The sequence below is a fragment of the Hyphobacterium sp. genome (genome assembly GCF_965217055.1).
In the GTDB taxonomy this organism is placed as follows: Bacteria; Pseudomonadota; Alphaproteobacteria; order Caulobacterales; family Maricaulaceae; genus Hyphobacterium.
Window position 1 is genome coordinate 2,630,524 of the sequence record NZ_OZ244227.1, and the last position, 24,335, is coordinate 2,654,858.

General features: G+C 60.6%; 27 protein-coding genes. 17 read left to right on the forward strand and 10 right to left on the reverse strand.

Features of this window, described 5'->3' with window-relative positions:
* Window positions 1-22: 22 nt before the first annotated feature.
* Window positions 23-895, forward strand: a complete 873-nt coding sequence (gene dapA, locus ACOOFN_RS13180) for a 4-hydroxy-tetrahydrodipicolinate synthase (protein ID WP_420432229.1) — start codon at window positions 23-25, stop codon at window positions 893-895.
* The gene (smpB, locus tag ACOOFN_RS13185; RefSeq protein ID WP_420432231.1) at window positions 895-1,359 is read left to right on the forward strand and encodes an SsrA-binding protein SmpB; all 465 of its coding nucleotides are present in this window, start codon (window positions 895-897) and stop codon (window positions 1,357-1,359) included. Before dapA ends, smpB begins: the two co-directional genes overlap by 1 nt.
* Here the strand turns inward: smpB and ACOOFN_RS13190 are convergent.
* Both ACOOFN_RS13190 and ACOOFN_RS13195 read right to left on the reverse strand, forming a co-directional pair.
* Entirely contained in the window at window positions 1,356-2,012 is a 657-nt protein-coding gene (locus tag ACOOFN_RS13190) for a uracil-DNA glycosylase (protein WP_420432233.1), read from the reverse strand. The genes smpB and ACOOFN_RS13190 overlap by 4 nt on opposite strands.
* Window positions 2,005-2,559: an NYN domain-containing protein gene (locus ACOOFN_RS13195; RefSeq protein WP_420432235.1), complete on the reverse strand. Its 555-nt coding sequence runs from the start codon at window positions 2,557-2,559 to the stop codon at window positions 2,005-2,007. The genes ACOOFN_RS13190 and ACOOFN_RS13195 overlap by 8 nt, the downstream gene beginning before the upstream one ends.
* A gap of 29 nt (window positions 2,560-2,588) precedes the next feature.
* Here ACOOFN_RS13195 and folK point away from each other — a divergent pair, with 29 nt between their 5' ends.
* The 12 genes from folK to ACOOFN_RS13255 all read left to right on the forward strand — a co-directional run bounded on the left by folK (window position 2,589) and on the right by ACOOFN_RS13255 (window position 13,823).
* Window positions 2,589-3,101: a 2-amino-4-hydroxy-6-hydroxymethyldihydropteridine diphosphokinase gene (gene folK, locus ACOOFN_RS13200; protein ID WP_420432237.1), complete on the forward strand. Its 513-nt coding sequence runs from the start codon at window positions 2,589-2,591 to the stop codon at window positions 3,099-3,101.
* Window positions 3,102-3,196: 95 nt separating this feature from the next.
* Window positions 3,197-3,571 carry a DNA-directed RNA polymerase subunit omega gene (rpoZ, locus tag ACOOFN_RS13205; RefSeq protein WP_420432239.1) on the forward strand — a complete coding sequence of 125 codons (375 nt, stop codon included), beginning with the start codon at window positions 3,197-3,199 and terminating at the stop codon, window positions 3,569-3,571.
* Between the two features lie 6 nt (window positions 3,572-3,577).
* Window positions 3,578-5,803: a RelA/SpoT family protein gene (locus ACOOFN_RS13210; RefSeq protein WP_420432241.1), complete on the forward strand. Its 2,226-nt coding sequence runs from the start codon at window positions 3,578-3,580 to the stop codon at window positions 5,801-5,803.
* Window positions 5,803-6,390 (forward strand): orotate phosphoribosyltransferase, encoded by a 588-nt coding sequence (gene pyrE, locus ACOOFN_RS13215; RefSeq protein ID WP_420432243.1) that lies wholly within the window; start codon window positions 5,803-5,805, stop codon window positions 6,388-6,390. Before ACOOFN_RS13210 ends, pyrE begins: the two co-directional genes overlap by 1 nt.
* A complete protein-coding gene (locus tag ACOOFN_RS13220) occupies window positions 6,387-7,136 on the forward strand; it encodes a pyridoxine 5'-phosphate synthase (protein WP_420432245.1) in 750 nt (249 codons plus the stop codon). The genes pyrE and ACOOFN_RS13220 overlap by 4 nt, the downstream gene beginning before the upstream one ends.
* Window positions 7,133-7,540 (forward strand): holo-ACP synthase, encoded by a 408-nt coding sequence (gene acpS, locus ACOOFN_RS13225; protein ID WP_420432247.1) that lies wholly within the window; start codon window positions 7,133-7,135, stop codon window positions 7,538-7,540. The genes ACOOFN_RS13220 and acpS overlap by 4 nt, the downstream gene beginning before the upstream one ends.
* On the forward strand, window positions 7,537-8,223 hold the full coding sequence (gene rnc / locus ACOOFN_RS13230) for a ribonuclease III (protein ID WP_420432249.1): 687 nt from the start codon (window positions 7,537-7,539) through the stop codon (window positions 8,221-8,223). Before acpS ends, rnc begins: the two co-directional genes overlap by 4 nt.
* Entirely contained in the window at window positions 8,216-9,154 is a 939-nt protein-coding gene (gene era, locus ACOOFN_RS13235) for a GTPase Era (protein WP_420432251.1), read from the forward strand. The genes rnc and era overlap by 8 nt, the downstream gene beginning before the upstream one ends.
* On the forward strand, window positions 9,154-9,885 hold the full coding sequence (gene recO, locus ACOOFN_RS13240) for a DNA repair protein RecO (protein ID WP_420432253.1): 732 nt from the start codon (window positions 9,154-9,156) through the stop codon (window positions 9,883-9,885). Before era ends, recO begins: the two co-directional genes overlap by 1 nt.
* A 35-nt stretch (window positions 9,886-9,920) precedes the next feature.
* Window positions 9,921-12,194, forward strand: coding sequence for a DNA topoisomerase IV subunit A (gene parC / locus ACOOFN_RS13245; RefSeq protein ID WP_420432255.1), 2,274 nt, complete (start codon window positions 9,921-9,923; stop codon window positions 12,192-12,194).
* Between the two features lie 44 nt (window positions 12,195-12,238).
* Window positions 12,239-12,793 (forward strand): LemA family protein, encoded by a 555-nt coding sequence (locus ACOOFN_RS13250; RefSeq protein WP_420432257.1) that lies wholly within the window; start codon window positions 12,239-12,241, stop codon window positions 12,791-12,793.
* 13 nt (window positions 12,794-12,806) lie between these two features.
* Window positions 12,807-13,823, forward strand: a complete 1,017-nt coding sequence (locus tag ACOOFN_RS13255; RefSeq protein ID WP_420432259.1) for a M48 family metallopeptidase — start codon at window positions 12,807-12,809, stop codon at window positions 13,821-13,823.
* On the opposite strand, the gene ACOOFN_RS13260 is transcribed toward ACOOFN_RS13255, so the two are convergent.
* The 7 genes from ACOOFN_RS13260 to ACOOFN_RS13290 form a co-directional block, all read right to left on the reverse strand.
* The gene (locus ACOOFN_RS13260; protein ID WP_420432261.1) at window positions 13,820-14,350 is read right to left on the reverse strand and encodes a GNAT family N-acetyltransferase; all 531 of its coding nucleotides are present in this window, start codon (window positions 14,348-14,350) and stop codon (window positions 13,820-13,822) included. The genes ACOOFN_RS13255 and ACOOFN_RS13260 overlap by 4 nt on opposite strands.
* Entirely contained in the window at window positions 14,343-15,932 is a 1,590-nt protein-coding gene (locus tag ACOOFN_RS13265; RefSeq protein WP_420432263.1) for a TRAP transporter large permease, read from the reverse strand. The genes ACOOFN_RS13260 and ACOOFN_RS13265 overlap by 8 nt, the downstream gene beginning before the upstream one ends.
* A gap of 1 nt (window position 15,933) precedes the next feature.
* Window positions 15,934-16,713, reverse strand: a complete 780-nt coding sequence (locus ACOOFN_RS13270; RefSeq protein ID WP_420432265.1) for a TRAP transporter small permease subunit — start codon at window positions 16,711-16,713, stop codon at window positions 15,934-15,936.
* 3 nt (window positions 16,714-16,716) lie between these two features.
* The gene (locus tag ACOOFN_RS13275) at window positions 16,717-17,832 is read right to left on the reverse strand and encodes a TRAP transporter substrate-binding protein (protein WP_420432267.1); all 1,116 of its coding nucleotides are present in this window, start codon (window positions 17,830-17,832) and stop codon (window positions 16,717-16,719) included.
* Complete coding sequence (locus ACOOFN_RS13280; protein ID WP_420432269.1) at window positions 17,833-18,597, reverse strand: arginyltransferase; 765 nt, start codon at window positions 18,595-18,597, stop codon at window positions 17,833-17,835. It abuts the gene before it with no gap.
* Between the two features lie 46 nt (window positions 18,598-18,643).
* Window positions 18,644-20,473, reverse strand: coding sequence for an SLC13 family permease (locus ACOOFN_RS13285; RefSeq protein WP_420432271.1), 1,830 nt, complete (start codon window positions 20,471-20,473; stop codon window positions 18,644-18,646).
* A gap of 95 nt (window positions 20,474-20,568) precedes the next feature.
* Complete coding sequence (locus tag ACOOFN_RS13290) at window positions 20,569-21,465, reverse strand: flagellar motor protein MotB (RefSeq protein WP_420432273.1); 897 nt, start codon at window positions 21,463-21,465, stop codon at window positions 20,569-20,571.
* 91 nt (window positions 21,466-21,556) lie between these two features.
* Here ACOOFN_RS13290 and ACOOFN_RS13295 point away from each other — a divergent pair, with 91 nt between their 5' ends.
* The 3 genes from ACOOFN_RS13295 to ACOOFN_RS13305 are packed head-to-tail and all read left to right on the forward strand — an operon-like array spanning window position 21,557 to window position 23,893.
* The gene (locus tag ACOOFN_RS13295; RefSeq protein WP_420432275.1) at window positions 21,557-22,021 is read left to right on the forward strand and encodes a flavin reductase family protein; all 465 of its coding nucleotides are present in this window, start codon (window positions 21,557-21,559) and stop codon (window positions 22,019-22,021) included.
* A 3-nt stretch (window positions 22,022-22,024) separates the two neighbouring features.
* Window positions 22,025-22,894, forward strand: coding sequence for an NAD(P)-dependent oxidoreductase (locus ACOOFN_RS13300; protein ID WP_420432277.1), 870 nt, complete (start codon window positions 22,025-22,027; stop codon window positions 22,892-22,894).
* Window positions 22,895-23,893, forward strand: a complete 999-nt coding sequence (locus ACOOFN_RS13305) for a TIGR00341 family protein (RefSeq protein ID WP_420432279.1) — start codon at window positions 22,895-22,897, stop codon at window positions 23,891-23,893.
* 58 nt (window positions 23,894-23,951) lie between these two features.
* Here ACOOFN_RS13305 and ACOOFN_RS13310 read toward each other — a convergent pair whose 3' ends face one another.
* Window positions 23,952-24,272: a hypothetical protein gene (locus ACOOFN_RS13310; protein WP_420432280.1), complete on the reverse strand. Its 321-nt coding sequence runs from the start codon at window positions 24,270-24,272 to the stop codon at window positions 23,952-23,954.
* Window positions 24,273-24,335: the final 63 nt, after the last annotated feature.

Below are 24,335 nucleotides of genomic sequence, written 5' to 3' on the forward strand. Positions count from 1 at the left end.
AAACTTGTCAGGCAGGCTCAACATGCTTTCCGGGTCCATTACAGCGCTGGTCACTCCATTCAAGAATGATGCCGTCGACGAGGCGGCATTCCAGGCGCTGGTCGAACGCCAGATCGATAGCGGAACACACGGCCTGGTTCCGGTCGGTACGACCGGTGAGAGCCCGACGCTGTCGCTTGATGAGAAGAAGCGTGTAATTACGCTTACACTGGAGGTCTCTGCGGGACGTGTGCCGGTGATTGCCGGAACGGGGTCGAACAGCACCGCTGCCTCGATCGACATGCACAAATGGGCAAAGTCTGCCGGAGCAGACGCCTCGCTGGTTGTATCACCCTATTACAGCAAACCCTCGCAGGAGGGTTTGTTCCGCCATTTCGAGGCCATATCGCAGAGCTGCGACCTGCCCATCATCGTTTACAATATCCCCGGTCGATCTGTGGTCGACATTTCGCCGCAGACGATGGCGCGAATTGCGGAACTGCCTAGTGTAATCGGTGTTAAGGATGCGACAGGCGATCTTGCCCGCGTGGGTGCACACCGGCGCCTGATCGGCCCCGATTTCATTCAGCTGTCGGGGGAAGACCCGACCGCGATCGGCTTCAATGCCGAGGGCGGGGCCGGCTGTATTTCGGTCAGTTCGAATGTCGCTCCCGCGCTGTGCGCGCAGATGCAAGATGCCACCCTGTCGGGCGATTACCAGGAAGCCCTCGAGATCGGCGATCAGCTCCAACCGCTTCACAATGCGCTTTTCATGTCGCCGAGTCCCGCACCGGCGAAATATGCCTTGAGTCTGCTCGATCTGTGCTTACCTGACATGCGGCTGCCCATGACGGCGCCCAGCGATGAAACAAAAGCGGCCGTTCGTGCCGCGATGGAACATGCCGGATTGATCTGATGGCCAAGGGCAAGGACGGGGCGATTGCGGTGAACCGCCGTGCGCGCTTCGATTATGAAATCGAGGAAACCTTCGAGGCCGGGCTGGAATTGCAGGGCAGCGAGGTGAAATCGCTGCGCACCGGCCGGGCAAACATCGCCGAAGCCTATGTCGGACCGGAAAACGACGAGATTTTTCTGATCAATGCCGACATTCCGCCCTATGCCGGGGCAAATCGATTCAATCACGAGCCAAGGCGGCGACGCAAATTGCTGCTGAATCGCAAGGAAATCGCCAAGCTCACGGGGGCCGTGACGCGCGAAGGCCGAACCATCATTCCGTTGCGGCTCTATTTCAACAATCGCGGGCTGGCCAAGCTCCAGATCGGACTCGCCAAGGGCAAGAAGACGATCGACAAGCGCGAGACTATCAAGCGGCGCGACTGGGATCGCCAGAAATCACGCCTGATGAAAGATCACGGCTAGGTTTCGAGAAAGGCGCTGATATCGGCGAATACGGCTTCGAACATGGTTTCGGTCAGCCGACCCGTATTCGTGTTGTATCGCGAGCAGTGATAGCTGTCGAAAATGCGGATCGACCGGTTACCAAACGTCATATCGTGTTGCGCCTGGTGGGCAAATTTGTGCCCGGCAACGCGCGCGCCAAACGCGCGCAACGTATTGTCGTGAGCAATCTTGCCGAGGCACAAAATCGCTTCGAGCTTCGGCAGCGCGCGGAAACGCTCGACGAGAAACGGTCGACAGGCGTTCGCCTCGCCGCCTGTGGGTTTGTTTTCGGGCGGCACGCACCGTACCGCGTTGGTTATCATGACATCGACGAGTGACAGGCCGTCATCAGCATGACCCGCATAATCGCCGCGCGTATAGCCGAATTTCGTCAAAGTCGCATACAGGAGATCGCCAGCGTAATCGCCGGTGAAGGGGCGTCCCGTCTGGTTGGCGCCCTTCAGGCCGGGCGCCAAGCCGACGATCAGGAAACGTGCTTGCGGGTCACCAAAGGATTCGACCGGCGCGTTGTGGAAGTCCGGGTACTTGACCGAGTTGGCCTCACGAAACTGCACCAGGCGGGGACAAAGCGGGCAGTCGCGTGGTGGCTCCGCGCTGAACGCTCTAGTCATCGTCGCGGCTCGCCCGGCCACCTTCGCGCCCGACCAGCGATTTCAGATCTGCTAGGTCGATGAAATCATCAGCCTGACGGCGCAGGTCGTCTGAAACCATGGGAGGCTGCGCCTTCAGCGATGATACCACGGTCACCCGTGCGCCGAGTTGCTGGCAAGCGGCGACGGCATAGCGGAAATCGCCATCTCCGGTGAACAGCAGGATGTGGTCGAGATACTTGGCCGCCGAAACGATGTCGACGGCAATCTCTACATCCATGTCTCCCTTGACCCGGCGCCGGCCGGAATCGTCAGTGAATTCCTTGGCTGGCTTGGTGACGACGTTGAAGCCGTTGTAATCGAGCCAGTCCACGAGGGGTTTGAGCGGCGTGAAATCCTCGTTCTCGAGCAGCGCCGTATAATAGTTTGCGCGCACCAACCGACCGCGCTTTCTGAATTCTTCCAGAAGCTTGCGATAGTCGATGTCGAAATCGAGCGACTTGGATGTCGAAAACAGGTTGGCGCCATCGATGAATAGGCCAATACGTTCGTTCGGATAAAAGGTCATGACTGGCTCCAGTCGTAATAGGTCAAAATATGAATTCGGACGGGCCGATATATATCGCGCTTGGTGCTAATTTGCCCTTCGACGGGGGGACACCGCAAGACACGCTGCAGCGTTGCCAGCAGGTGCTGGCAGGACGAGGTGTGGCCATCCGGGCGATTTCGGGGTTTTGGCGATCACCAGCCTGGCCCGATCGCGCGAAACCCGACTATCTCAATGCCGTTGCGGAAATCGATACCGACTTTGCCCCCGTGGCGCTGCTCGATCTGCTGCTCGAGGTGGAAGCGCGTTTCGGACGGGTCCGCGAGGCGCGCTGGGATTCGCGCACGCTGGACCTTGATCTCATCGATTATGCCGAATGCCAGTACAATTCGGATCGGCTCACCCTGCCGCATCCGCGGGCAACCAGCCGGGCATTCGTTCTCTTGCCCTTGCAAGAGATTGCTCGCGAGTGGCATGACCCGGTATCCGGCATGGCGATAAAGCAATTGATCGCCGCGCTGCCGGATGCTGACCGGGCGGCAACGGTGCGGATTGACGATTGAAGCTGTGCTGCAATGCGGCAAAGCCCTTGCAGACGGCGGCAAGCGGCGTTACTTACACCGATCCGATTGCGACCACTGATTAGGAGTTCGCGCGCATGGCCCGCGTCACCGTTGAAGATTGTATCCAGAAAGTTCCGAACCGGTTCGACCTCGTTCTGCTGGCCGCCCACCGTGCCCGCAATATTTCCGCCGGATCCGAACTGACGCTGGATCGCGACAACGACAAGAACCCGGTCGTCTCGCTTCGCGAGATCGCCGATGACAATCTCGACCTCAATGCGCTTGGTGAAAGCCTGATCCAGGGCCTGCAACGCGTCATTCCGAGCGACGAGGAAGAAGAAGAGCGGGATTCGCCGCAGGACGATCTGCCGCAAATTGCATCGAAGCCGACGCCGGTCGACCCTGACGAAGCCGACATGCTCAAAGCGCTTCAGAGCGACCGCGATGGTGCGCCTGATAACCGCTTCTAGGGCCAGGTGAACGCCGCCGCGCCCGATCTCGACCCTTCGGCGATTGTTCCTTATCCAACCGCCGACGACCTCGTCGGGCGTATTTCCAAGTATCACCCGACGGTCAATGCCGAGCTGATTCGCTCGGCCTATGACTTTGCGCGCGAAATGCACGCGCCGCAAAAACGCTATTCGGGCGAACCGTATTTCGGCCACGTGGCGGGCGTCGCCATGATCCTGGCGGATCTCAACATGGATTCCGCCACGATCTGCACCGGCTTGCTACATGACACGGTGGAAGACACGCCGGCGACGCTCGAGCAGCTATCGGAACTTTTCACGCCGGAGATTGCGGCGCTTGTCGACGGCGTCACCAAACTTGGCCAGATGGAGCTGGGGTCCAATCGGACCAAGCAGGCCGAGAATTTCCAGAAGCTGGTGGTCGCGATTTCATCCGATATCCGTGTACTGATCGTGAAGCTGGCCGACCGGCTGCACAACATGCGCACATTGCACCACATTCCAAAGTCGGGAAAACGCGAGCGGATCGCGACGGAAACACTGGAAATCTACGCGCCGCTGGCACGCCGGATCGGGATCAACCGGATCTGCGTCGAACTGGAAGATCTGGCTTTTCGCCATATCAACCCGGCCGCTTTCGAGACGGTTTCGAAAAAGCTCCACGAGCTGCGCGAAACCCGTGCCGAGGCCGTCGCCGAAGTATCGCAAGTCATCACCGACAAGCTGGAACGCGCGGGCATCCAGAGCCGTGTTTTCGGACGCGAGAAGCGCCCGTACTCGATCTGGCGCAAGTTGGAGCGCAAGGGCACCGTATTTGACGAGATCGCGGACATTTACGCTTTCCGGCTGATCGTTGAGACCGTCGAGGATTGCTACCGGGCTCTGGGCGTAATTCACCAGAATTGGCGCTGTGTCCCTGAACGGTTCCGGGATTTCATCTCGACACCGAAACCAAACAATTACCGCTCGTTGCACACCACGATTGTGGGACCGGAAAATATTCGCGTCGAGGTACAGATCCGCACCGAGGAGATGGACGCGATCGCCGAGAGCGGTGTGGCCGCCCATTGGCGCTACAAGGGGGAAGCCTACGGTTATGACGCGGATTCGGCGAAATCTGCCGGTGGCGATCCATTGGAGCGTTTACGGCCCTTCCTGGAAATCCTGGAACAGGGCGGCGATCCGGACGAATTCCTCGAGCACGCCAAGCTCGAAATGTTCGCCGACCAAGTCTACTGCTTCACGCCGAAGGGCGAATTGATTGCGCTGCCCAGCGGCGCGACTCCGCTGGATTTTGCCTATGCGGTTCACACCGAGCTTGGTCACACGTGTATTGGCGCCAAGATCAATGGCCGCGACCGTCCGTTGCGGACCCGGCTGAAGAATGGCGACGTTGTCGTTATTCTGCGCGGAGGGCTGCGCCAACCGCCTGCAGGTTGGGAAGAGCTGGCTGTCACCGGCAAAGCACGGGCGGCGATCCGCCGGCTGATCCGGACAACCGAAAAGGCCGAATTCGAGGGAATTGGCCGTATGCTGGCCGAGCACGCATTCGAACGCGAAGGCAAGACATTCCGGGAAAAGGGCTTGGCCGATGCGTTGGCCCGGCTCGATCTAGCGGATGTCGAGGATCTTTATCAGGCGCTCGGCCGCGGCCGGGTCACATCCGGCGAATTTCTCGACGCAGTGTTTCCGGGGCGCCGCGACGGCCGTCAGGTCGTGGCCGCGGAGAAGGAACTCATCGAGGACGAGAAAGCCCGCCTTTATGTACGAGGACGCGGCCTGACACCGGGGATTTCAATCCATTTTTCGGAGTGCTGCTCGCCGCTGCCAGGCGATCGCATTGTCGGCGTCATGGTCCCTGACAAGGGCGTGACCATTCACACGATCGACTGCGAGTCGCTGATCGAACACGACGAAGGCGATCCAGATCGCTGGATCGACCTAGGGTGGACCGCCGAGGCCGAGGAAAACGCCGTTTCGACGGCGCGTGTGAATGCCACCATGCACAACACGCCGGGAGCGCTGGCCGAAATCGCAAAAGCGGTGGGGGAGAACCGTGGCAATATCGGCAACGTCAAGACGATGAAACGTGCCAAGGACTTCTTTGAAATGCAATTTGATATCGAAGTGTTCGACAAGCGGCACCTGGCGAACATCATATCGGCCTTGAAGATGTGCACGAGCGTTGTATCCGCCGAACGCGCGAGAGGCGAAGCCGAGGAGACCGATTGATGGACACCCAAGCTGTACTGGAAGAATTCCGCGCGGCGGGTGCGCTGCTGGAGGGTCATTTCATCCTGTCCTCGGGCTTGCGGAGCCCTGTTTTCCTCCAGAAGGCAAAGGTATTTGCCGATGCCGCCCGAACCGGGAAACTGTGTGCGGCGCTGGCAGACAAGGTTTGCGGCAAACTGGACGAATTGCCGGACATCATCGTGTCGCCAGCTGTGGGCGGCATTGTTCCCGGCTACGAGATGGGGCGGCAAATGGCGCTGCCGGCGATTTACGTTGAGCGCGAGGAAGGCGCCTTTCGCTTGCGCCGTGGATTCGAACTGTCACCAGATCAAAAAGTGCTAGTGGTCGAGGACATCGTCACGACCGGCCTGTCGTCCCGCGAATGCATCGATTCGATCAAGGCGACGGGCGCCAGTGTTCTGGCCGAAGCGTGCCTGATCGATCGCTCGGGTGGCAAGGCCGATGTCGGCGTGCCCCTGATCGCGCTCGCGTCCGTCGAATTTCCGGCCTACGCCGCTGACGATCTGCCGCCCGAGCTGGCGGCCCAACCGGCCGTAAAGCCGGGCAGCCGCGGATTGGCACAATGAGTGTCCGTCTCGGGGTCAATATCGATCATGTCGCGACGATCCGGAATGCGCGCGGCGGCCTGCATCCGGATCCGGTCCGCGCTGCGCGCCAAGCGGCGGAAGCCGGGGCTGACGGTATAACCGCGCATCTGCGCGAAGACCGACGGCATATCGGCGATCGCGATATCGAACGCCTGTCCAGCGAAATCGACCTGCCGCTTAACCTCGAAATGGCGGCGACCGAGGAAATGCTGGCGATTGCACTTGGGCACAAGCCGCATGCCTGTTGCCTCGTGCCGGAGAAGCGCGAGGAACGCACCACCGAAGGCGGACTGGACGTTGCTGGCCAGCACCAGCTGATCGCACCCTTTGTCGACAAGCTGAATGCGGCGGGTATCCGTGTTTCGCTCTTTATCGAGCCCGACCCGGTGCAAGTCGCGGTCGCGGAAGCAATCGGTGCCTCAGTGGTGGAGTTTCATACCGGCGCTTATTGCGACGCGTTCATTGCAGGCGACCCCACCGCGACGGCCGGACATCTCGACCGAATTCGCGAAGCGTGCGCGCTGGCCGGCCAGCGCGGCATGGAAGTGCATGCCGGTCACGGGCTGACATTTGACACGGTCAAACCGGTCGCGGCGATCGCAGAAGTGAAGGAGTTGAACATCGGGCATTTCCTGATCGGCGAGGCAATTTTCCGTGGCTTGCGTGAAGCCGTCACAACGATGCGCGGTCTGATCACTGATGCGCGCAGCGAGGCCGCAGCTTGATCATTGGGACCGGCACCGATCTGATTGATATCCGGCGGATCGAGAAGACCCTGGACCGGTTCGGCGAACGCTTCACACAGCGCTGCTTTACCGAAATCGAGCGTACCAAGTCCGATCGCCGCAAGGAGCGCGCGGCGAGCTATGCCAAGCGCTATGCCGCAAAGGAAGCCGGCGCCAAGGCACTCGGCACCGGGATCGCCCGCGGCGTGTCGTGGAAGGAGATCGGTGTCGTCAATCTGCCAGGCGGCAAGCCGACACTGGAATTGAAGGGCCGTGCGCTGGACTGGCTGGCGCAGCTGACGCCGGAAGGCCGGCAGGCTTTCGTGCATATCTCGATCACCGACGAGCCGCCCTACGCGTTGGCCAATGTGATCATCGAGGCCTTGCCTGTGGAGACAACATGAGTGCGCGGCTCGACCGGGTCGAGGCGTTGATCGGTTACTGCTTCAAGGACCGGGAGCTCCTGCATCGTGCCTTAACGCATGCCAGCTTCGGTGACGGCGATCGCAGCGTGCACAATAATGAGCGCTTGGAATTTCTCGGCGATCGTGTGCTCGGCCTGATCGCGTCGGAACGCATGTTCAGGAAGTTCAAATCCGCAAAGGAAGGGCAGCTGGCGCCGATGTATAATTCGCTGGTCGACAAGACGGCGTGTGAGCACGTAGCGCGCCGGTTCGAACTCGGCTCTGCCTTGTTGATGTCTCCGTCCGAGGAGAGCGTGGGTGGTCGCGAAAAGCCGTCCATCTTGGCGGATGCCACAGAGGCGCTGATGGCTGCAGTTTATCTCGATGGTGGTCTGGATGCCGCACGCGACGTTTTCGAGCTGGGCTGGCAGGACGCCATCGAGCAGCTTGGGGCGAAGCCGCGCAATCCTAAGTCGGACCTGCAGGAATACGCGGCGCAAAAGGGGTATGGTGTGCCGCGCTACGAGTTGGTCGAACGCGCCGGCCCGGATCACCGGCCGATTTTCATCATGCGCGTCGAACTTGCCCAGTTCACGCCCTGCGAAGGGCAGGGCGGCAATAAACAGGAAGCGCAAAGAGAGGCGGCCGCCGCCATGCTGCAAAGGATCAAGGCCCATGACTGAAACCCGCGCTGGATTTGCCGCCATCATCGGGGCGCCGAACGCCGGCAAGTCGACCCTGGTGAACGCGCTGGTCGGTGAAAAGGTGTCGATCGTCACCCGCAAGGTGCAAACGACCCGTTTCCCTGTGCGCGGCATTGCGATGTCCGAAGATGCGCAGATCGTGCTGGTCGATACGCCCGGCGTGTTCGAGCCGCGGCGCCGTCTTGACCGGGCGATGGTCAAATCCGCCTGGACCGGAGCGGATGATGCCGATGCCATCGTGCATGTCGTGGATGCCGAGGCACGTGATGCCGTAACCCGCGGTAAGGGAGGTGGGGCCGACAAGCTGTCGGTGAAGGACGACGACCGGGTGATAGAAGGGCTGAAAGCGGCCGGAAAGACAGCAATTCTCGCGCTCAACAAGATCGACACGCTGGAACGCGACCGGCTGTTGCCGCTGACTGAACAACTCAACGAGACTGGCGTCTATTCCGACATTTTCATGGTCAGCGCGGTGAGGGGCTACGGTGTTGCCGACCTCAAGGCGAAACTGGCCGCGCTGATGCCGGAGAGCCCCTTCCTTTATCCGCCCGACCAGGCCGCCGACATTCCGCAGCGGGTGCTCGCGGCCGAGATCACGCGTGAAAAAGTCTATGAGCGGCTGCACCAGGAATTGCCCTATGCCAGCTCGGTGGAAACCGAGAGCTGGCGTCGTCTGCATGATGGATCGGTACGGATCGAACAACGCGTCTATGTCGACCGGAAGAGTCAAAAACCCATCGTGCTGGGCAAAGGCGGTGGTACGATAAAGGCGATCGGCGCGGCGGCCCGCGAGGAAATGGAAGCTATTTTCGGATGCCGCGTGCATCTCTTTCTTCAGGTCCAGGTGCAACCGGGTTGGGATGAAAACAGGGCGCGCTATCTTTCCATGGGCCTTGAGTACGACAGCTGATGGAATGGACCGGCAAGGGCATCGTTCTGGCGGTCCGACCGCATGGTGAAACCAGTGCCATTGTCGAATTGCTGACGGAAGAACATGGTCGCCATGCCGGCTTGGTCAGAGGCGGACGTTCGCGCACCTTGCGGCCGGTGCTGCAACCGGGGAACACGGTCAGCGCGACATGGCGGGCACGGTTGGCCGACCATCTCGGCAATTACGCGATAGAGGCGGATTTGCATCGGGCCGGTCTGGTGATGGAGGATGCGCTGGCGCTGGCCGGGCTCAATGCAGCCTGCGCAATTGCCTGTCAGGCGCTGCCTGAACGCGAGGCGCATGGCCGCGTCTACCGCGGTTTCGAAGTGTTGCTGGATGCGATGGACGATGCGGAGATCTGGCCGGCTTTGTATGTGCGATGGGAAGCAGGCCTGCTGAAGGACCTTGGTTACGGCCTGGATTTCGCGAAATGCGCGGCGACCGGCGAAAGCGAAGACCTGACCCATGTCAGCCCGCGCACCGGCCGAGCGGTCAGCCGCGCGGCAGCCGAACCCTATATCGACAAGCTGTTGCCCTTACCGGGCTTTCTGCACAATCCCGAGGCTGGGTATGGACCCGGCGATATTGCAAACGGGTTGGCGCTGACCGGATTTTTCCTGCAGCGCCGAGTCTTGTGGCCGATCGATCGTGACTTGCCGGATGCGCGTGTGCGATTGATCCGTGCGCTGACGGACGCGGGGCGTATTTAGCGGCATACTTGGCAGGTCCGAATCAGGAGCGAGCCATGGGCGATATATTGACCCCGGAAAGCGGTGAAATTTTCGAGGAGCCCTTCGACGAGGCGCTCTCCAAGCGCTATCTCGCCTATGCCCTCTCGACGATCACACAACGTGCGCTTCCGGACGCCCGTGACGGGTTGAAGCCTGTGCATCGCCGCATTCTGCATGCGATGCGGGTACTGAAACTCAATCCGCGCGATGCGTTCAAGAAATCGGCGCGCGTCGTGGGCGATGTGATCGGTAAGTTTCACCCGCATGGCGACCAGGCTGTCTACGACGCGCTGGTCCGGCTGGCCCAGGATTTTGCTTCGCGTTACCCGTTGGTCGAAGGGCAGGGGAATTTCGGCAATATCGACGGCGATGGCGCGGCGGCCATGCGTTATACAGAAGCGCGGCTGACGGAAGCGGCGGAATTGCTGCTGAAGGACATCGACCAGGGCACGGTCGATTTTCGCGAAACCTATGACGGGTCCGAAGAGGAGCCGCTGGTCTTGCCGGCGGCCTTTCCCAATCTGCTGGCGAATGGCGCGACAGGAATCGCGGTCGGCATGGCGACGTCGATTCCACCGCACAATGCGCATGAGTTGTGCCGCGCCGCGCGCGCGCTGATATCGAATCCGGAGGTGTCCGTGGCGCAGATGCTGCGCTCGGTCAAAGGACCCGATTTCCCGACCGGCGGGATTTGTGTCGAACCGAAGGAAGCCATACGCGAAGCCTATGAGACGGGCCGTGGCGGTTTCCGGCTGCGGGCGCGATGGGAGACCGAGGAGCTCGGGCGCGGGACCTGGCAGATCGTCGTTACCGAGATTCCCTATCAGGTCCAGAAATCCAAGCTCGTAGAACGGATTGCCCAGCTGCTGGATCAGAAGAAATTACCGCTGCTTGAGGACGTGCGCGATGAGAGCGCCGAAGACATACGTCTTGTGCTCGTGCCCAAGAGCAAGAATGTCGATCCGGAACTGCTGATGGCGGCGTTGTTCAAGATGAGTGATCTGGAGACCCGGATCTCGCTCAATCTGAATGTTCTCGACCCGTCCGGTACGCCGCGCGTGATGAGCCTGAAGGAGGTGATGCGGATCTGGCTGGATCATCGCCGCGAAGTGGTCGTACGGCGATCCGAGACACGGCTCAGCAAAGTCGAAGACCGGCTCGAAGTGCTGGCCGGATATATCATCGTCTATGCCGATCTTGATGAGGTGATCCGGATCATCCGGTTCGAGGACGAGCCGAAGATGGAGCTGATGAAGCGCTTCGATCTGTCGGACCGGCAAGCCGAGGCGATCCTCAACATGCGGCTGCGTGCCCTGCGCAAGCTCGAGGAGCTCGAGATCCGCAAAGAGGAAACAACCCTCAAGAGTGAACGCCGCGAACTCAAGGCGCTGATCGATTCAGACGAGATCCAGTGGGCGCGGGTCGATGAGGAAGTCGCATCGGTCGAGGAGAAGTTCGGGCCGAACACGGAGCTGGGAGCCCGAAAGACCCAGTTCGGCGATGCCGGAGCAGATGTCTCGGATGCCGTGGCCGAAGCCCTGATCGTGAAAGAGCCGGTTATTGTAGTGGTTTCGCAGAAAGGCTGGATCCGGGCGCTGAAAGGACATGGTCACGACATTTCGGGAATTGCCTTCAAGGAAGGCGATGCCGCCCTGTTTACCGTCAAGTGCGAGACCGTCGACAAGCTGATCCTGTTTGGAACGGACGGAAAATTCTACGCGATCGACACCTCTAAGCTGCCAGGCGGGCGGGGTCATGGAGATCCGCTGCGTTTGCATGCCGGATTGCCGGAAGATGCTGCGCCGCTGGCCCTGTTCAAGCACGAGCCAGAACGTGAATTGCTGATCGCGTCACGGGCCGGTAACGGATTCCTTGTGCGCGAAGGAGATGTGTTCGCGACGAAGAAGGGCGGCAAGCAGGTGCTCAATGTCGGCGATGGCGAAGCGATCGCCTGTGTTCCGGTCGTCGGGCGCAAGATTGCTGTGTCGAACAGCAAGAAGCGCCTGCTGATCTTCGATATCGAGGACTTGCCGCAGATGACGCGGGGCAAAGGGGTCCGTCTGATGGGGGGCAAGGGCGCAGAACTGATCGACGTCGCAACTTTCGATCTCGAGACCGGACTGGAATGGATTGACGGCGCCGGTCGCCGCCATGTTTCGGCCGACTGGCAGGAATGGGAAGGCAAGCGCGCTCAGGCCGGAACCACGCGACCGCGCGGCTTTCCTAAAACCGGAAAATTCCTGCCCGCCGACCCTGTAGCAGTAGCGCGCGCCATGGATTCGGCGTAATCACCGCTTACGCATAGCCTTATTCAATTGGAGGGACTGCCTAGATGGAATGGATTATTCTTCTCGTTGTAATTGTCGTGATCGCGTTCTTCGTAATCGGCATCTACAACCGGCTCGTTGCGCTGCGCCAGACCACAAACCAGGCTTGGGGCGATATCGATGTCCAGCTGAAGCAACGTGTCGACCTGATCCCGAACCTTGTAAACACGGTCAAAGGGTATGCCAGCCACGAAAAAGAGACGCTGGAGAACGTTATCAAGGCGCGGCAGACCTCGATCGAGGCGGGCAATGTAAAGGAACAGGCGCAAGCCGAGAACATGCTTTCTGGCGCCCTGCGGCAGCTGTTTGCCCTATCGGAAGCATATCCGGATCTCAAGGCGAACGAGAATTTCCTTTCGCTTCAGACCGAGTTGGCGGATCTCGAGAACAAGATCGCGGCGGCGCGCCGTTTCTTCAACAATGCGGTCAGCGAGTTCAATACGGCTGTGGAACAATTCCCGGCCGTGATTTTCGCCAACATGTTCGGTTTCTCACAGCGTGACTTCTTCGAAGTGGCCGACCGCGCGACGGTCGAGAACGCGCCCGAAGTGAAATTCTAGGGATTACGTCACCATGATGGGCGCGGTCGGGCTCCGCACGCATATCTGGAACAACAATCTGAAATCCATCCTTCTTCTGGCCGGGTTTCCGTTCCTGCTATTGCTTCTTGCTCTGGCCGCCGCGCTTGTCGTGACCGCCATGGATGGCGGGTCGAGCTATTCGGGTGGAGGCAAGAATGAGATCGGGCTGGGCGCCGATTTCGGCACAGCGCTCGACTATTTGCCGATGATGGCGCTGTGGTCAGTGATCATTGCAGGCATCTGGTTTGTCATTGCCTGGTTCGGTCACCAGAAAATGATCGATCTCTCCACGGGCGCGCATTCCGTGTCACGTGCGGACGAGCCAGAGCTATACAATCTCCTGGAAAATCTCTGCATTTCCCGCGGCATCACAATGCCGAAACTGAAAATCATCGAGACCGATGTTCTCAATGCCTATGCCAGCGGGCTGACGGAGAAGCAGTATACGGTAACCGTTACGCGCGGCCTGATGCAGCAGCTGAACCGGGCCGAGCTGGAAGCCGTTCTGGCGCACGAGCTTAGCCACATCCGGCACCGCGATGTCCGCTTGCTGGTCGTCTCCGTGATTTTTGTCGGGATATTCTCCTTCGTCGCGCAGATCGTGTTCCGGGCGCTGTTCTGGGGTGGCATGTCAGGACGGTCGACGGGACGGCGCGGCAATGCTGCAATCTTGATAATCATCGCCATCGCGATTGTCGCACTGGCCTATTTCATCTCGATCGCGATCCGCTTCGCCTTGTCTCGCAAGCGCGAATACATGGCGGATGCCGGAGCGGTCGAGCTGACGCGTAATCCCGATGCCATGATCTCGGCGCTCGAGAAAATATCCGGCCATGCAGAGATCGAGAATGCGCCAGACGGCGTGCGCGAAATGATGCTGGAAAATCCGCATACCGGTTTTCTCGGCATGTTTGCGACGCATCCACCGATCGAGAAGCGGATCGAGGCGCTGATCGAATTTGCCGGCGGACAGCGGCGACCGAGCTCGACGAGCGTGCCGACGGTCTAGATACACTCGAGCAGCAAAACTGGGACGCCCTCGAAATCATCCTCCCGATAGATCTGATAGCCCAGTCGTTCGGCCAGTTTCAGCGAGGCGATATTTTCGGGCTCGATCATGCAAATGGTGCGTCGGCCCGGGTGATTCCGGTCCATCCAGTCCATGCACGCAGTCATCGCTTCACGCCCATAGCCCCGCCCGTGCACGCGCTTGTCGATGACATAGCCGATTTCCGGATCGCCGGAGAAGCCCGCAGGTTCATCGCGCTTGAAGTCGGCAAATCCGACCAGGCCGATGAACTGGTCCGATTCCGTCTCGTCCAGTGCCCAGTATCCGTAATTGAGGATCGGCCACATGCCGGCGCTGTTAATCACTCGCCGCCACGACTGGGAAGGCGTGGACGGTTTGCCGCCGACAAAGCGGACATTTTCCGGATCGGTCCAGAGCCGGTGAACGGCATCGAAATCATCGGCCCGCAATTCGCGAAGAACGAGGCGCGCGGTTTCGATCCTAGGTGCCACCAGAAACCTAGTCATAGAGCAATTCCGGAAGCCCGGTTGCCAGCCAGGGCAGCAGGGCGACGAGCAGGATCACGGCGAGCTGAATTCCGACAAAAGGCAGCGCACCGCGATAGATCGCGCCCGTGGTGACACTCGGCGGCGCAACGCCGCGCAAATAGAAGAGCGCGAACCCGAAAGGTGGTGTCAGGAAGCTGGTCTGCAGATTCAGCGCCATTAGCACGCCGAGCCAGACCGGATCGATATCCATCATCAGCAGGATGGGGGCGACGATCGGCACGACCACGAAAGTGATCTCGATGAAATCGAGGAAGAAGCCGAGCAGGAACATCACCAGCATGACGATCAGCAGAGCGCCCCATTTCCCGCCCGGGACTGCTTCGAGTGCTGCCTGGACGGTCGCATCTCCGCCCAGTTCTCGGAAGATCAGAGAAAACAGCGCTGCGCCGATGAGAATCACGAACACCATCGAGGAAATGCGCGCGGTCGAACTCATCACGTTGTCCAGCACGCCGGTTGCCTTCAGCCGCCAGAGGGCAACCAGGGCACCCATGATTGTGACCGCCACGAGGCCAAAAGCGAACCACAATCCGAGCTGGTCGATGCTCGAAATATTTTCCCGGCCAAGCCTGAGATCAAAGACCAGGCTCAACGCGATCATGCCGATGAGGGCAATCGCACCGAGTCCACTCAACACCTGCCCGAGCCGAGGGTTCATACTGGCGCCCGCATTGCGGAAGGCGGCAAGAAAGGTCGCGCCGACTGCGCCGACTGCGGCGGCTTCTGTCGGCGTCGCGAGCCCGGTAAGGATGGAGCCCAGCACGGCAATGATTAGCGTGAGGGGCGGGACCAGCGCATGCAGGAGCTTTCCTAGGGTGACGCCGGCGGCCGCAGGCGCTGCAGGCGCCTTCGCCGGTTGCGTGATCGCGACAAAGACCTGGTAGCCGATATAGACACCGACCAGGAGAAGTCCCGGTATCAGGGCGCCGGCGAAAAGATCTCCGACCGAGACAATGTCCGGCGAGAAAATTCCCTGCGCTCGCTGTGCCTCCTGATAGGCGTTTGAGATCTGGTCGCCGAGCAGAACGAGCACGATGGAAGGCGGGATGATCTGGCCGAGCGTGCCCGCGGCCGCGATCGAACCGGACGCCAGGCCCGGATCATATCCGCGCTTCAGCATGGTGGGGAGCGACAGCAGGCCCATCGTTACCACGGTAGCGCCGACAATTCCGGTGGAAGCGGCCAGCAGCGCGCCGACGACGATAACCGAGATGCCCAGCCCGCCGCGCAGCGAGCCGAACAGCGCGCCCATCGCTTCGAGCAATTCCTCGGCGACCTTCGATTTCTCGAGCATCACACCCATGAAGACAAAAAGCGGCACCGCGACGAGAATCGACCGGTCCATCTCCATCATGTTGCCGTATATGCGCTGCGGGAAAGCGCGCAGATGGATCGGGTCGAACACGTCGAGAACGAGGCCGATTCCGGCAAACAGCAATGCCACTCCCGCCAGGGTGAAAGCCACCGGATAGCCACGCAACAGCGCCGCAAAGGCAATGGCGAACATCAAGAAAGGCAGGAGGTCGACAAGCACGTTCATGTCAGGCCTCGGTCTCGGCAGCCAGCGGCGTCGGCGGTGAGTGTTTTCCGGACAGAACCAGTGCTGCGCGTAACGCCATTGCGCTGCCTTGCAGGATCATCAGAACCGCGAACAGCGGGATGGCGGTTTTGAGTACAAAAACGAGTGGAAGCCCGTCGCTTTCACGCGAGCGCTCCAGAATGCGCCAGCTGGCATTAATGTAGGGCGTTGAGACCCAGAGAATGAGCAGGCCCATTGGAAACAGAGCGAAATAGGTACCGATAAGATCGGTCCACGCTTTGCCGCGCGCGGACAGCTTCGAATAGACGATATCGACCCGAACATGTCCGTCTGCCAGCAGGGTTGCTCCAGCAGACAACAGGAAGAGCAGGGCGTGCAAATAGATGATGCTTTCCTGCAGCTTGGTCGAAGCGAAGCCGAACACGTAGCGTTGGATTACCACGGTGGCGGTGACGATCACCAAGCCAAGGGCGAGCCAGCGCGCGGCGTCCCCAACAGCAATGCTGATGCCATCGATGACATGAATGACGCGCCGGCAGAGCCCGGCTATCGGATCCGGCAGACCGGCAAGGCAGCCGACCAGGCCGCAGACGAGTGGCAGGATCAGCAGCGGCGCGAGTGCGAATCCGACAAGGACAAGAGCGCGCCCAATGCTCTGCGCCATGGGATAGAATTGAGAGCCGATCCAGCCGGCGAGCGTGCCACCGGTCACGCCGTCCGCGACAGTCAGCACCAGCGCGAGGCCGATGACGACCAGGAGTAGCCAATCTCCCGCGCGCATAGGCTACCCGCCGAGCACGCGTTCGCGCTGCTGGAAGTAGGGGGTCTCCGAGATACGTCCCCAGTCGCGCCCGCGTTGGCGGGCGGCCATGTAGCTGTCATAGACCCGGCGCGAGAGCGCATCGGCATTGGCGACATCGGCGACGACCTGTTCGGAGATCTCGCCGATCCGCAACCATGCTTCGTCGGAGAAAGAACGCAGCTGAACGCCGTGCTCGCTCTCTAGCACGTCGAGCGCGATGGCGTTCTGGTGGGCGTATTCACCCAATGAAAGATTGTTGGCGGCGCGGCAGGCCGCGCGAATGATGGCCTGGTGGTCGGCATCGAGACCGTCCCAAACGCCGGCATTAATTCCTAGACCGAGAGCCGATCCCGGTTCGTGGAATCCGGGACCGTAATAGAATGGTGCTTCGCGATAAAAACCAAAGGCCAGATCATTCCACGGGCCAACCCATTCGGTCGCATCGATGGTGCCGTTCTGCAGCGCGGGATAGATTTCGCCACCGGACAGGGCGACAGCAGCCCCACCCAGTTCCCGTAGAACGTTGCCACCAAGGCCAGGAATCCGCATGCGCAAGCCGCGGAAATCCTCCAGCGCATTGATCTCGCGCTTGAACCAGCCCCCCATCTGGTGACCGGAATTGCCGGCCTGGAATGCGACTACGCCGAATTCCCGCCCAAGTTCTTCCCATAATTCCTGGCCACCGCCGAACTCGACCCAGGCCATGATTTCCTGCGCCGACATGCCCAGGGGCACAGCGGTAAAGAAGTTGAAGGCCGGCGATTTACCCTGCCAGTAATACTCCGCCGCGTGATACATGTCGGCGGTGCCGGTGGCGACGGCATCAAACGCTTCAAAAGCGCCGACGATCTCGCCGGCCGCATACACCTCGACCTCAAGCGAACCGTTGGACATAGCGTTGCAAAACTCGGCGACGCGGTCAGCGGCCGTTCCGAGGCCGGGGAAGTTGGCCGGCCAGGTCGTCACCATGCGCAGTCGGCGCGTGCGCCGCGTTTGAACATTGGGTGAGGCGACCTCGCTTTCCTGGCCGCTGCTGCACGCGGTTGCGACGGTTGCGGCCGCAATGCTCGCTCCGCTCAAAAAGGTCCGACGATCCATTTATTCTTCCCCAAAATCCATTTCGGTCTGACGGCCGAATTCGGTCTCTTCAAAGCGCCGCCAGCCTGACGGGGTCAGGATTTCCAGCGGTCGGTAGCGTGACTTGTAAGCCATTTTCGCACTGCCGGGCACCCAATAGCCCAGATAGGCGAAGGGCATATCGTTTTCCTGACACCAGCGCACAGCATCGAGAATGATGAACTTACCAAAACTGCGCCCCGGCATGTCCGGATCGAAAAAGCTGTAGAGCAAGGATGGTCCATCGCGCAGCCGGTCGATCAGTGCGGCGGCGCGCAGCACGCCAGCAGGATCGCGGTACTCGACGATGTCTGTGCGTTGTGCGCCGTCCTCCACCATCATGGCGTAGTCGGCAAACGTCATGCCGGCCATGTCACCATCGCCGTGGCGTGCGTCGAGATAGCGGCTGAGAAGTTCGAATTGTTCCATCGTGGCGTGCGCGGGAAGTTCGTCGCGCACCAGGTCGGCGTTGGCTCTCAGGACGCGCCTGTTATTGCGGGTAAAGGCATAGTCGCGCACCGGGATGCGGGCCGAGCGGCAGGCGTCGCAACCTTCGCAAGCGGGCCGGTAGAGCACGGCCTGTGAACGGCGGAATCCGGCATGTGTGAGCGCGTCATTGAGCGCAGGACCATCACCCGGTTCAAGCCGCGTGAAGAGTTTGCGTTCCAGCCGTCCAGGCAGATAGGGGCAAGGACCTGCCGCGGTCAGGTAGAATGGAATCTGGCGCGTGGTGAACGGATGGGTCAATTTGAACTGCGAATCCCTATCTGCGCCAACAGCCTAGCGCGGTTTCCTACATTCCAAAATGGAACCAGGCGATGGCCGTGAAGACGGCCCACATCAGTAGTACGAGCGGTGAGCCGGCGCGAATATAATCGGCGAAACGGTAATGGCCCGGACCCATGACGAGTAGATTGGTCTGATAGCCGATCGGTGTCGCAAAGGATGTGTTGGCCGCAAACAACACGGTCAAAGCAAACATGGTCGGGTCTTCGCCCATCTGGTTGGCGGCACCAATTGCGATCGGCGTGAACAGGATGGCCGTTGCGTTGTTGGACAGAACATTGGTCAGCGCCGCGATAAGGATGAACAGCACCGATACGAGCGCGACCGGCCCGAACGGCGAGAATGTGCTCACGACCAACCCGGCCAGATAGTCTGCTGCGCCCGTGGATTGCAGCGCGGTGCCGAGCGCAAAAGCCGATCCCACCAGGAGATACACGCGCATGTCGACGGCGCGGGCGGCCTGGCGTGAATTGAGGCAGCCAGCGGCAATCATGCCTACTGCGCCCAGGATCGAAGCGTGCACGATCGGCATCAGATTGGTCGCGGCGGCAATCACCACGCCGCCGAAAATCGCGAGCGCGTAGTTCGCGCGTCGCGGATCGGGCAAGTCGGTTGTGGCCCATGCCATCAGCAGGAGGTCGCGCTCATTGCGCAGCCCGCGCAAAGATTCCGCCTTTCCGAAAAGCAGAAGGACATCGCCGGATTCAATCCGGATTTCACCCATCTTCTTGCGGATCATGCGCGACCGGCGTTGCACGCCGAGTACGACGCAGCCGGTCAGGTGCCGAAATCCGATCTGCTCGACGGTGCGGCCGATCAGCCGCGAACCCGGCGGGATCACCGATTCGGACAGGCCGAGCCTTTCGCCGGGCGAAGGTTCGTCGCCACTGGATCCGCTCTGCAACAGACCGCGTAGAAATTCCGCACGCGAGGTCAGCAAGTCGGACAGGGTCTTGCGCGTGGCGGCAACGATGAGCAGGTCGCCGGTACGCAGCTTGACCTCGTCGAAGGGGGGCAGGATGGCGTGTTCGCCGCGCTGGATCATGCGCACGGTGATGTCCGGCAGATCCGGGAACATGCCGGCAACGGGCGCTTGACCCCGCAGCGGGTGATCACGCGTGATTTCCAGCTGGGCGATGAATTGCTTGCCGTCGCCGCCGGCAATTTCGCGTTCCATGGTCGCGCGATCCGGCAACAGTCGCGGCAGAATGAAGGTCACATAAAGGATGCCGACAAAGGCCAGGACCAGCCCGTAGCGCGAGGGCGCAAAAAAGGCGAGCTGCTCGCCAGTAAAGGCGGAATAGCTGTCAGAGACGAGAAGATTGGTCGATGATCCGATCAGTGTGGTCATGCCTGCCAGGATGCAGACAAAGCTCAGCGGTATCATGATCTTCGAAGGCGACGCGCCCATCCGGCCGGCGATTGCCACCAGGATCGGGATGAACATCACCACAACCGGCGTGTTGTTTATGAAGGCGCTGACCACGAAAACGAACAAGAAGATCGCGATCATCGTCAGCAGCGGGCGCCTGTCATAGGACGCCAGCAGCAGCTGCGTCGGCCCGTCCATCGCTCCCGTCTGGAAGATGCCCTGCCCGACGACGAGCAGAGCCATGATCGTCAATAGTGCCGGGTTGGCGAAGCCGGCGAGGATTGCGCCGGCATCCGGATTGTCCTGGGCCAGAGGGAAGAACTGGAAGAAGACAAGTATCACCGCGACGATCGAAGCGGAAACAACTTCGATCGCAAATTTTTCCCAGATATAGAAGACGATGGCGACGGCCACAAAAGCCATCGCCGCCCACATCTGCCAGCTTTCGGCAAAGCCTTCGATCATCCCTCGCGCCTATCTTGTCCCGCGATCGCGCGGAGCGTCGACACTAGCACGAGGCGAGGGGCGTTAGGCGAGCCCTTTTTGCGGCGAGATGTGGATTAGCGGTTCAGTGCGTGCGTCGGCGCAATGACCGGCGCTTCGCGCAATAGCAGGATCGATATCCGGCGGTTCCCAGCCATGTAAGGATCGTCGGGATAAAGCGGTTCGGAACCGGCCCGCCCTGTCACTTCGGCAATCCGGTCATCCGGCATGCCGCTTTCCTGCATGATGGCACGAGCGGCATTGGCGCGGTCCGCTGACAATTCCCAATTGGTGTAGTCCGCGCTCGGGGCCGGACCTGAATCCGTGTGCCCGGAAATTGCAATGCGGTTCGGCAATTGCTCGGCGATTTCGGATACAGCCCGCAATAGCACGACCGCGCGTTCATTCGGCTCGACCGAGCCCGGATTGAACATCGGCCGGCCTTCCTCGTCGACGAGCTGAATGCGTAGGCCTTCCGGCGTTTCCTCTATGATCAGCTGGCGCGTAAGCTCGGCCAGTTCCGGCATTTCCTGAAGCGATTGCCGCAATGACATTTCGGCAGAAGCAAAATCTGCCCGCTCGCGCCTCTGGCGCGCCTCGGCGATGGCATCTTCGCTAGCTGCAGTTTCCGGCGTTTCCTGAGGCGTTTCATTTTCGTCGCGGATGGCGTCCGGCGAGAGGCGTTCGATCACCGATGACGTGCCGGCACCTCGTGCGCCTTCCTCGCCGAGCGCCGTGCCCGCGAGAATGCCGCCATTTCCGGATTCAGACGGGCTGACGCTGGCCGGTGCGAAATAGTCGGCAATACCCCGCCGCTGTTCCGGTGTCGTTGTGTTGATCAGCCACATCAGGAGAAAGAACGCCATCATCGCCGTTACGAAGTCGGCATAAGCCACCTTCCAGGCGCCGCCATGGTGTCCATGGCCGCCGCCCTTCTTGACTTTCTTGATGACGATCGGACGATCCCCGGCCATTTTCCGCACCACGCTAGTTGGTTCTTCGTTGGCTAAGGATTATGTCGCAACACGGTTAAGGTCAGGTTTCGAAGCGAATCGGAGGCAGAATTTGTCCTCATCCCAAGCCTTCCGCGATGCGATGTCGCAATATCCGACGGGCGTGACGGTTGTGGCGACTTATCATCATGGACGGGCGGTCGGCATCACGGCCAATTCCTTCGCGTCGGTTTCGCTGGAGCCGCCTCTTGTGCTGTGGTCGGTTGCCCGCGACGCAGACCGCGCCGAAGCCTTTCTCAAGGCGGCCAGTTATTCGATCAGTTTTCTGGGCAAAGAAGGGGCCGACATCGCTCAATATTGTGCGGAAAACGAGGACTTGCCGTCCGGGCGCTGGTCAGAGAACAGCTTTGGTTTTCCGGTCATTGATGAAGCGTCCGTGGTGCTCGATTGCCGCCAGCACGCGGTTCATCCCGGTGGCGATCATGACATCATTGTCGGTGAGGTGATCCGCATCCATCGTGCCGATGGGGGTGGTGCACTGACCTTTTATAAGAGCGAATACGGCAAGCTGGAGTAGCGCATGGCGAAGTGTGCATTTCTGGGTCTCGGGGTCATGGGCTTTCCGATGGCAGGCCATCTGGTGGCTGCAGGTCATGATGTGACTGTGTGGAACCGTACCGCTTCCAAGGCTGATGAATGGAGGCGTAACCATTCTGGTGCGGCCGCCAACTCACCCGGCGCAGCTGTTGAGGGGGCCGAATTTGTCTTCCTGTGCCTGGGCGATGATCCCGATGTGAGGACGATAGCCGATCAAATTCTACCAGGGATGGCCAAGGGTGCCGTGCTGGTCGATCACACGACGGCGTCGGCCGAACTGGCACGAGCCCTTCATGCCGCTCTCGCGGATCGGGGAATAGGCTTCATCGATGCGCCTGTGTCCGGTGGCGAAGCCGGGGCGGAAAACGGTCAGCTGGCGATCATGTGTGGCGGCGATTCCGATATCTTCAAAAAAACTGAACCGGTCATGCAGGCTTACGCAAAGGCGATCACGCTGATCGGCGAGGCAGGGGCCGGGCAGCTCGCCAAGATGGTGAACCAGATCTGTATTGCCGGGGTCGTGCAGGGCCTGTCCGAGGGGCTTCACTTCGCCGAACGGGCCGGACTGGACCCCGAAAAAGTGATTGGCGCCATTTCAAAGGGAGCCGCCCAGTCCTGGCAGATGGAAAACCGTTGGCAGACCATGGTTGCCGGAGAATTCGAACACGGTTTTGCAGCGGATTGGATGCGCAAGGATCTTCGAATTGCGCTGGACGAGGCGCGCCGGAATGGATCCCGCCTGCCTGTGGCGGCACTGGTCGACCAATTCTATGCCGAAGTCCAGGCCATGGGCGGCGGCCGCTGGGACACTTCTAGCTTGATTGCGCGACTGAAACACGCTGATAAGGGCTAGATGCGCCTCATTGAGCTCTCTTTTCCGGACACGGTTGATGCCAAGCCGCTTCTGAAAGCGTGTCTCCGGGCCGAGCCCGTAGATCACCGACTGGAACCGCCGGACGAGCGCGGGCGGCGTGTCCTGCGCATGTATTTCAAGAGCGGTGACGGACAGGAGGCGATTGACGCAATCCAGGGACAGCTGGCGGAGACGCCGGACTGGCGCCTCGTTGTCATCCCGATTGAAGCCACCTTGCCGAAGGAAGAACCGGAGGAAGATCCCGAGACGCGCAAGAAGCGGAAGACGCTGGCATTGCGCGAGGAGCTCTATGAAGACATCGCTGCCGGCGCCAATCTCAATCGCGACTTCCTGGTTCTGACGGCCCTGTCCGGTGTGGTGGCGGCGCTCGGCATGAGCGCGAACAATGTGGCGGCGGTGATCGGAGCGATGGTTATTGCACCGCTGCTGGGGCCGATCCTCGCTTTTTCGTTCGCGTCCGCACTCGGTGATCTTCAGCTCATGACCAAGGCCGCGCGCACGGCTGTGGCCGGCCTGTCCTTCGGTCTGGCGATCAGTTTTGCGCTCGGCATGTCGATCTCGATCAATACCGGTAGTCCCGAGCTCGTGGCACGAACGGTTGTGGGCGTCGACACGACGGCATTGGCGTTGGCCTCGGGTGCAGCTGCGGCACTGTCAATTTCAACAGGCGTCGCCAGCGCCCTGGTCGGGGTGATGGTCGCAGTCGCGCTGCTTCCGCCGTCGGCGGCCATGGGGCTCTATGCAGGGGCTGGCGAATGGGGCATGGCGGCGCGTGCCGGCCTGCTGTTGATGATCAACGTGGTCAGCGTCAATCTGGCGGCGCTGTTCACCTATCGGGTCAAGGGCGTGCGCCCCAGGACGTGGCTCGAACGCCGGTCGGCGAAGCGCTCGGTTTTCGTCAATTATGGCGTATGGGTTGTCCTGATCACGGCTTTGACCGTGATTGCATGGCGCGTCGCGGCGATCGACGCGCTGTAAGCAAACGGCGACCAGCCACGCGGGTGCGCAGCCGGTCGCCGAGCTTATATTGCCTGGCTTATTCTTTGCCCGGCATCAGGCGTTCGACCGTTGCCATGATGATCACCAGCAAGGACGCGGCGCCAAGAACGGCAGCGTAATTGGTGAAGATCGCGGTCAGGTACTCGCCGGCCGTTGGAATGCCACCGAGCGCTGCTGCGCCACCGGCATAAAGAAAGATCGACGCGATGATCAGCGACTTGCGGTGATCGCCTTTCACGAACCAGCCACTTGCCAATCCCAAAACGATAAGGATCAGTGCGGCGTAATCAAAACTCACAAACGCGAACACGATAGCCGCAAGGAACGCTACGGCCCAGATGATCTTGTCGAGTGACATATGTCTCCCCCATTTGTTGTGCTTTTCGCCTGACGCAATCGTCAGGCGTGGCGGCGCGAATAT

Excerpts from the sequence above, each read along its gene's own strand:
- ACOOFN_RS13285 (WP_420432271.1), bottom strand. The coding sequence starts at position 20,473 with ATGATCGAAGGCTTTGCCGAAAGCTGGCAGATGTGGGCGGCGATGGCT.
- ACOOFN_RS13265 (WP_420432263.1), bottom strand. The coding sequence starts at position 15,932 with ATGAACGTGCTTGTCGACCTCCTGCCTTTCTTGATGTTCGCCATTGCC.
- recO (WP_420432253.1), top strand. The coding sequence starts at position 9,154 with ATGGAATGGACCGGCAAGGGCATCGTTCTGGCGGTCCGACCGCATGGT.
- ACOOFN_RS13255 (WP_420432259.1), top strand. The coding sequence starts at position 12,807 with ATGATGGGCGCGGTCGGGCTCCGCACGCATATCTGGAACAACAATCTG.
- parC (WP_420432255.1), top strand. The coding sequence starts at position 9,921 with ATGGGCGATATATTGACCCCGGAAAGCGGTGAAATTTTCGAGGAGCCC.
- ACOOFN_RS13305 (WP_420432279.1), top strand. The coding sequence starts at position 22,895 with ATGCGCCTCATTGAGCTCTCTTTTCCGGACACGGTTGATGCCAAGCCG.
- ACOOFN_RS13220 (WP_420432245.1), top strand. The coding sequence starts at position 6,387 with ATGAGTGTCCGTCTCGGGGTCAATATCGATCATGTCGCGACGATCCGG.
- ACOOFN_RS13275 (WP_420432267.1), bottom strand. The coding sequence starts at position 17,832 with ATGGATCGTCGGACCTTTTTGAGCGGAGCGAGCATTGCGGCCGCAACC.
- ACOOFN_RS13290 (WP_420432273.1), bottom strand. The coding sequence starts at position 21,465 with ATGGCCGGGGATCGTCCGATCGTCATCAAGAAAGTCAAGAAGGGCGGC.
- ACOOFN_RS13195 (WP_420432235.1), bottom strand. The coding sequence starts at position 2,559 with ATGACCTTTTATCCGAACGAACGTATTGGCCTATTCATCGATGGCGCC.
- pyrE (WP_420432243.1), top strand. The coding sequence starts at position 5,803 with ATGGACACCCAAGCTGTACTGGAAGAATTCCGCGCGGCGGGTGCGCTG.
- ACOOFN_RS13270 (WP_420432265.1), bottom strand. The coding sequence starts at position 16,713 with ATGCGCGCGGGAGATTGGCTACTCCTGGTCGTCATCGGCCTCGCGCTG.
- ACOOFN_RS13310 (WP_420432280.1), bottom strand. The coding sequence starts at position 24,272 with ATGTCACTCGACAAGATCATCTGGGCCGTAGCGTTCCTTGCGGCTATC.
- ACOOFN_RS13260 (WP_420432261.1), bottom strand. The coding sequence starts at position 14,350 with ATGACTAGGTTTCTGGTGGCACCTAGGATCGAAACCGCGCGCCTCGTT.
- era (WP_420432251.1), top strand. The coding sequence starts at position 8,216 with ATGACTGAAACCCGCGCTGGATTTGCCGCCATCATCGGGGCGCCGAAC.
- rpoZ (WP_420432239.1), top strand. The coding sequence starts at position 3,197 with ATGGCCCGCGTCACCGTTGAAGATTGTATCCAGAAAGTTCCGAACCGG.
- dapA (WP_420432229.1), top strand. The coding sequence starts at position 23 with ATGCTTTCCGGGTCCATTACAGCGCTGGTCACTCCATTCAAGAATGAT.
- rnc (WP_420432249.1), top strand. The coding sequence starts at position 7,537 with ATGAGTGCGCGGCTCGACCGGGTCGAGGCGTTGATCGGTTACTGCTTC.
- folK (WP_420432237.1), top strand. The coding sequence starts at position 2,589 with ATGAATTCGGACGGGCCGATATATATCGCGCTTGGTGCTAATTTGCCC.
- ACOOFN_RS13190 (WP_420432233.1), bottom strand. The coding sequence starts at position 2,012 with ATGACTAGAGCGTTCAGCGCGGAGCCACCACGCGACTGCCCGCTTTGT.
- ACOOFN_RS13250 (WP_420432257.1), top strand. The coding sequence starts at position 12,239 with ATGGAATGGATTATTCTTCTCGTTGTAATTGTCGTGATCGCGTTCTTC.
- ACOOFN_RS13300 (WP_420432277.1), top strand. The coding sequence starts at position 22,025 with ATGGCGAAGTGTGCATTTCTGGGTCTCGGGGTCATGGGCTTTCCGATG.
- smpB (WP_420432231.1), top strand. The coding sequence starts at position 895 with ATGGCCAAGGGCAAGGACGGGGCGATTGCGGTGAACCGCCGTGCGCGC.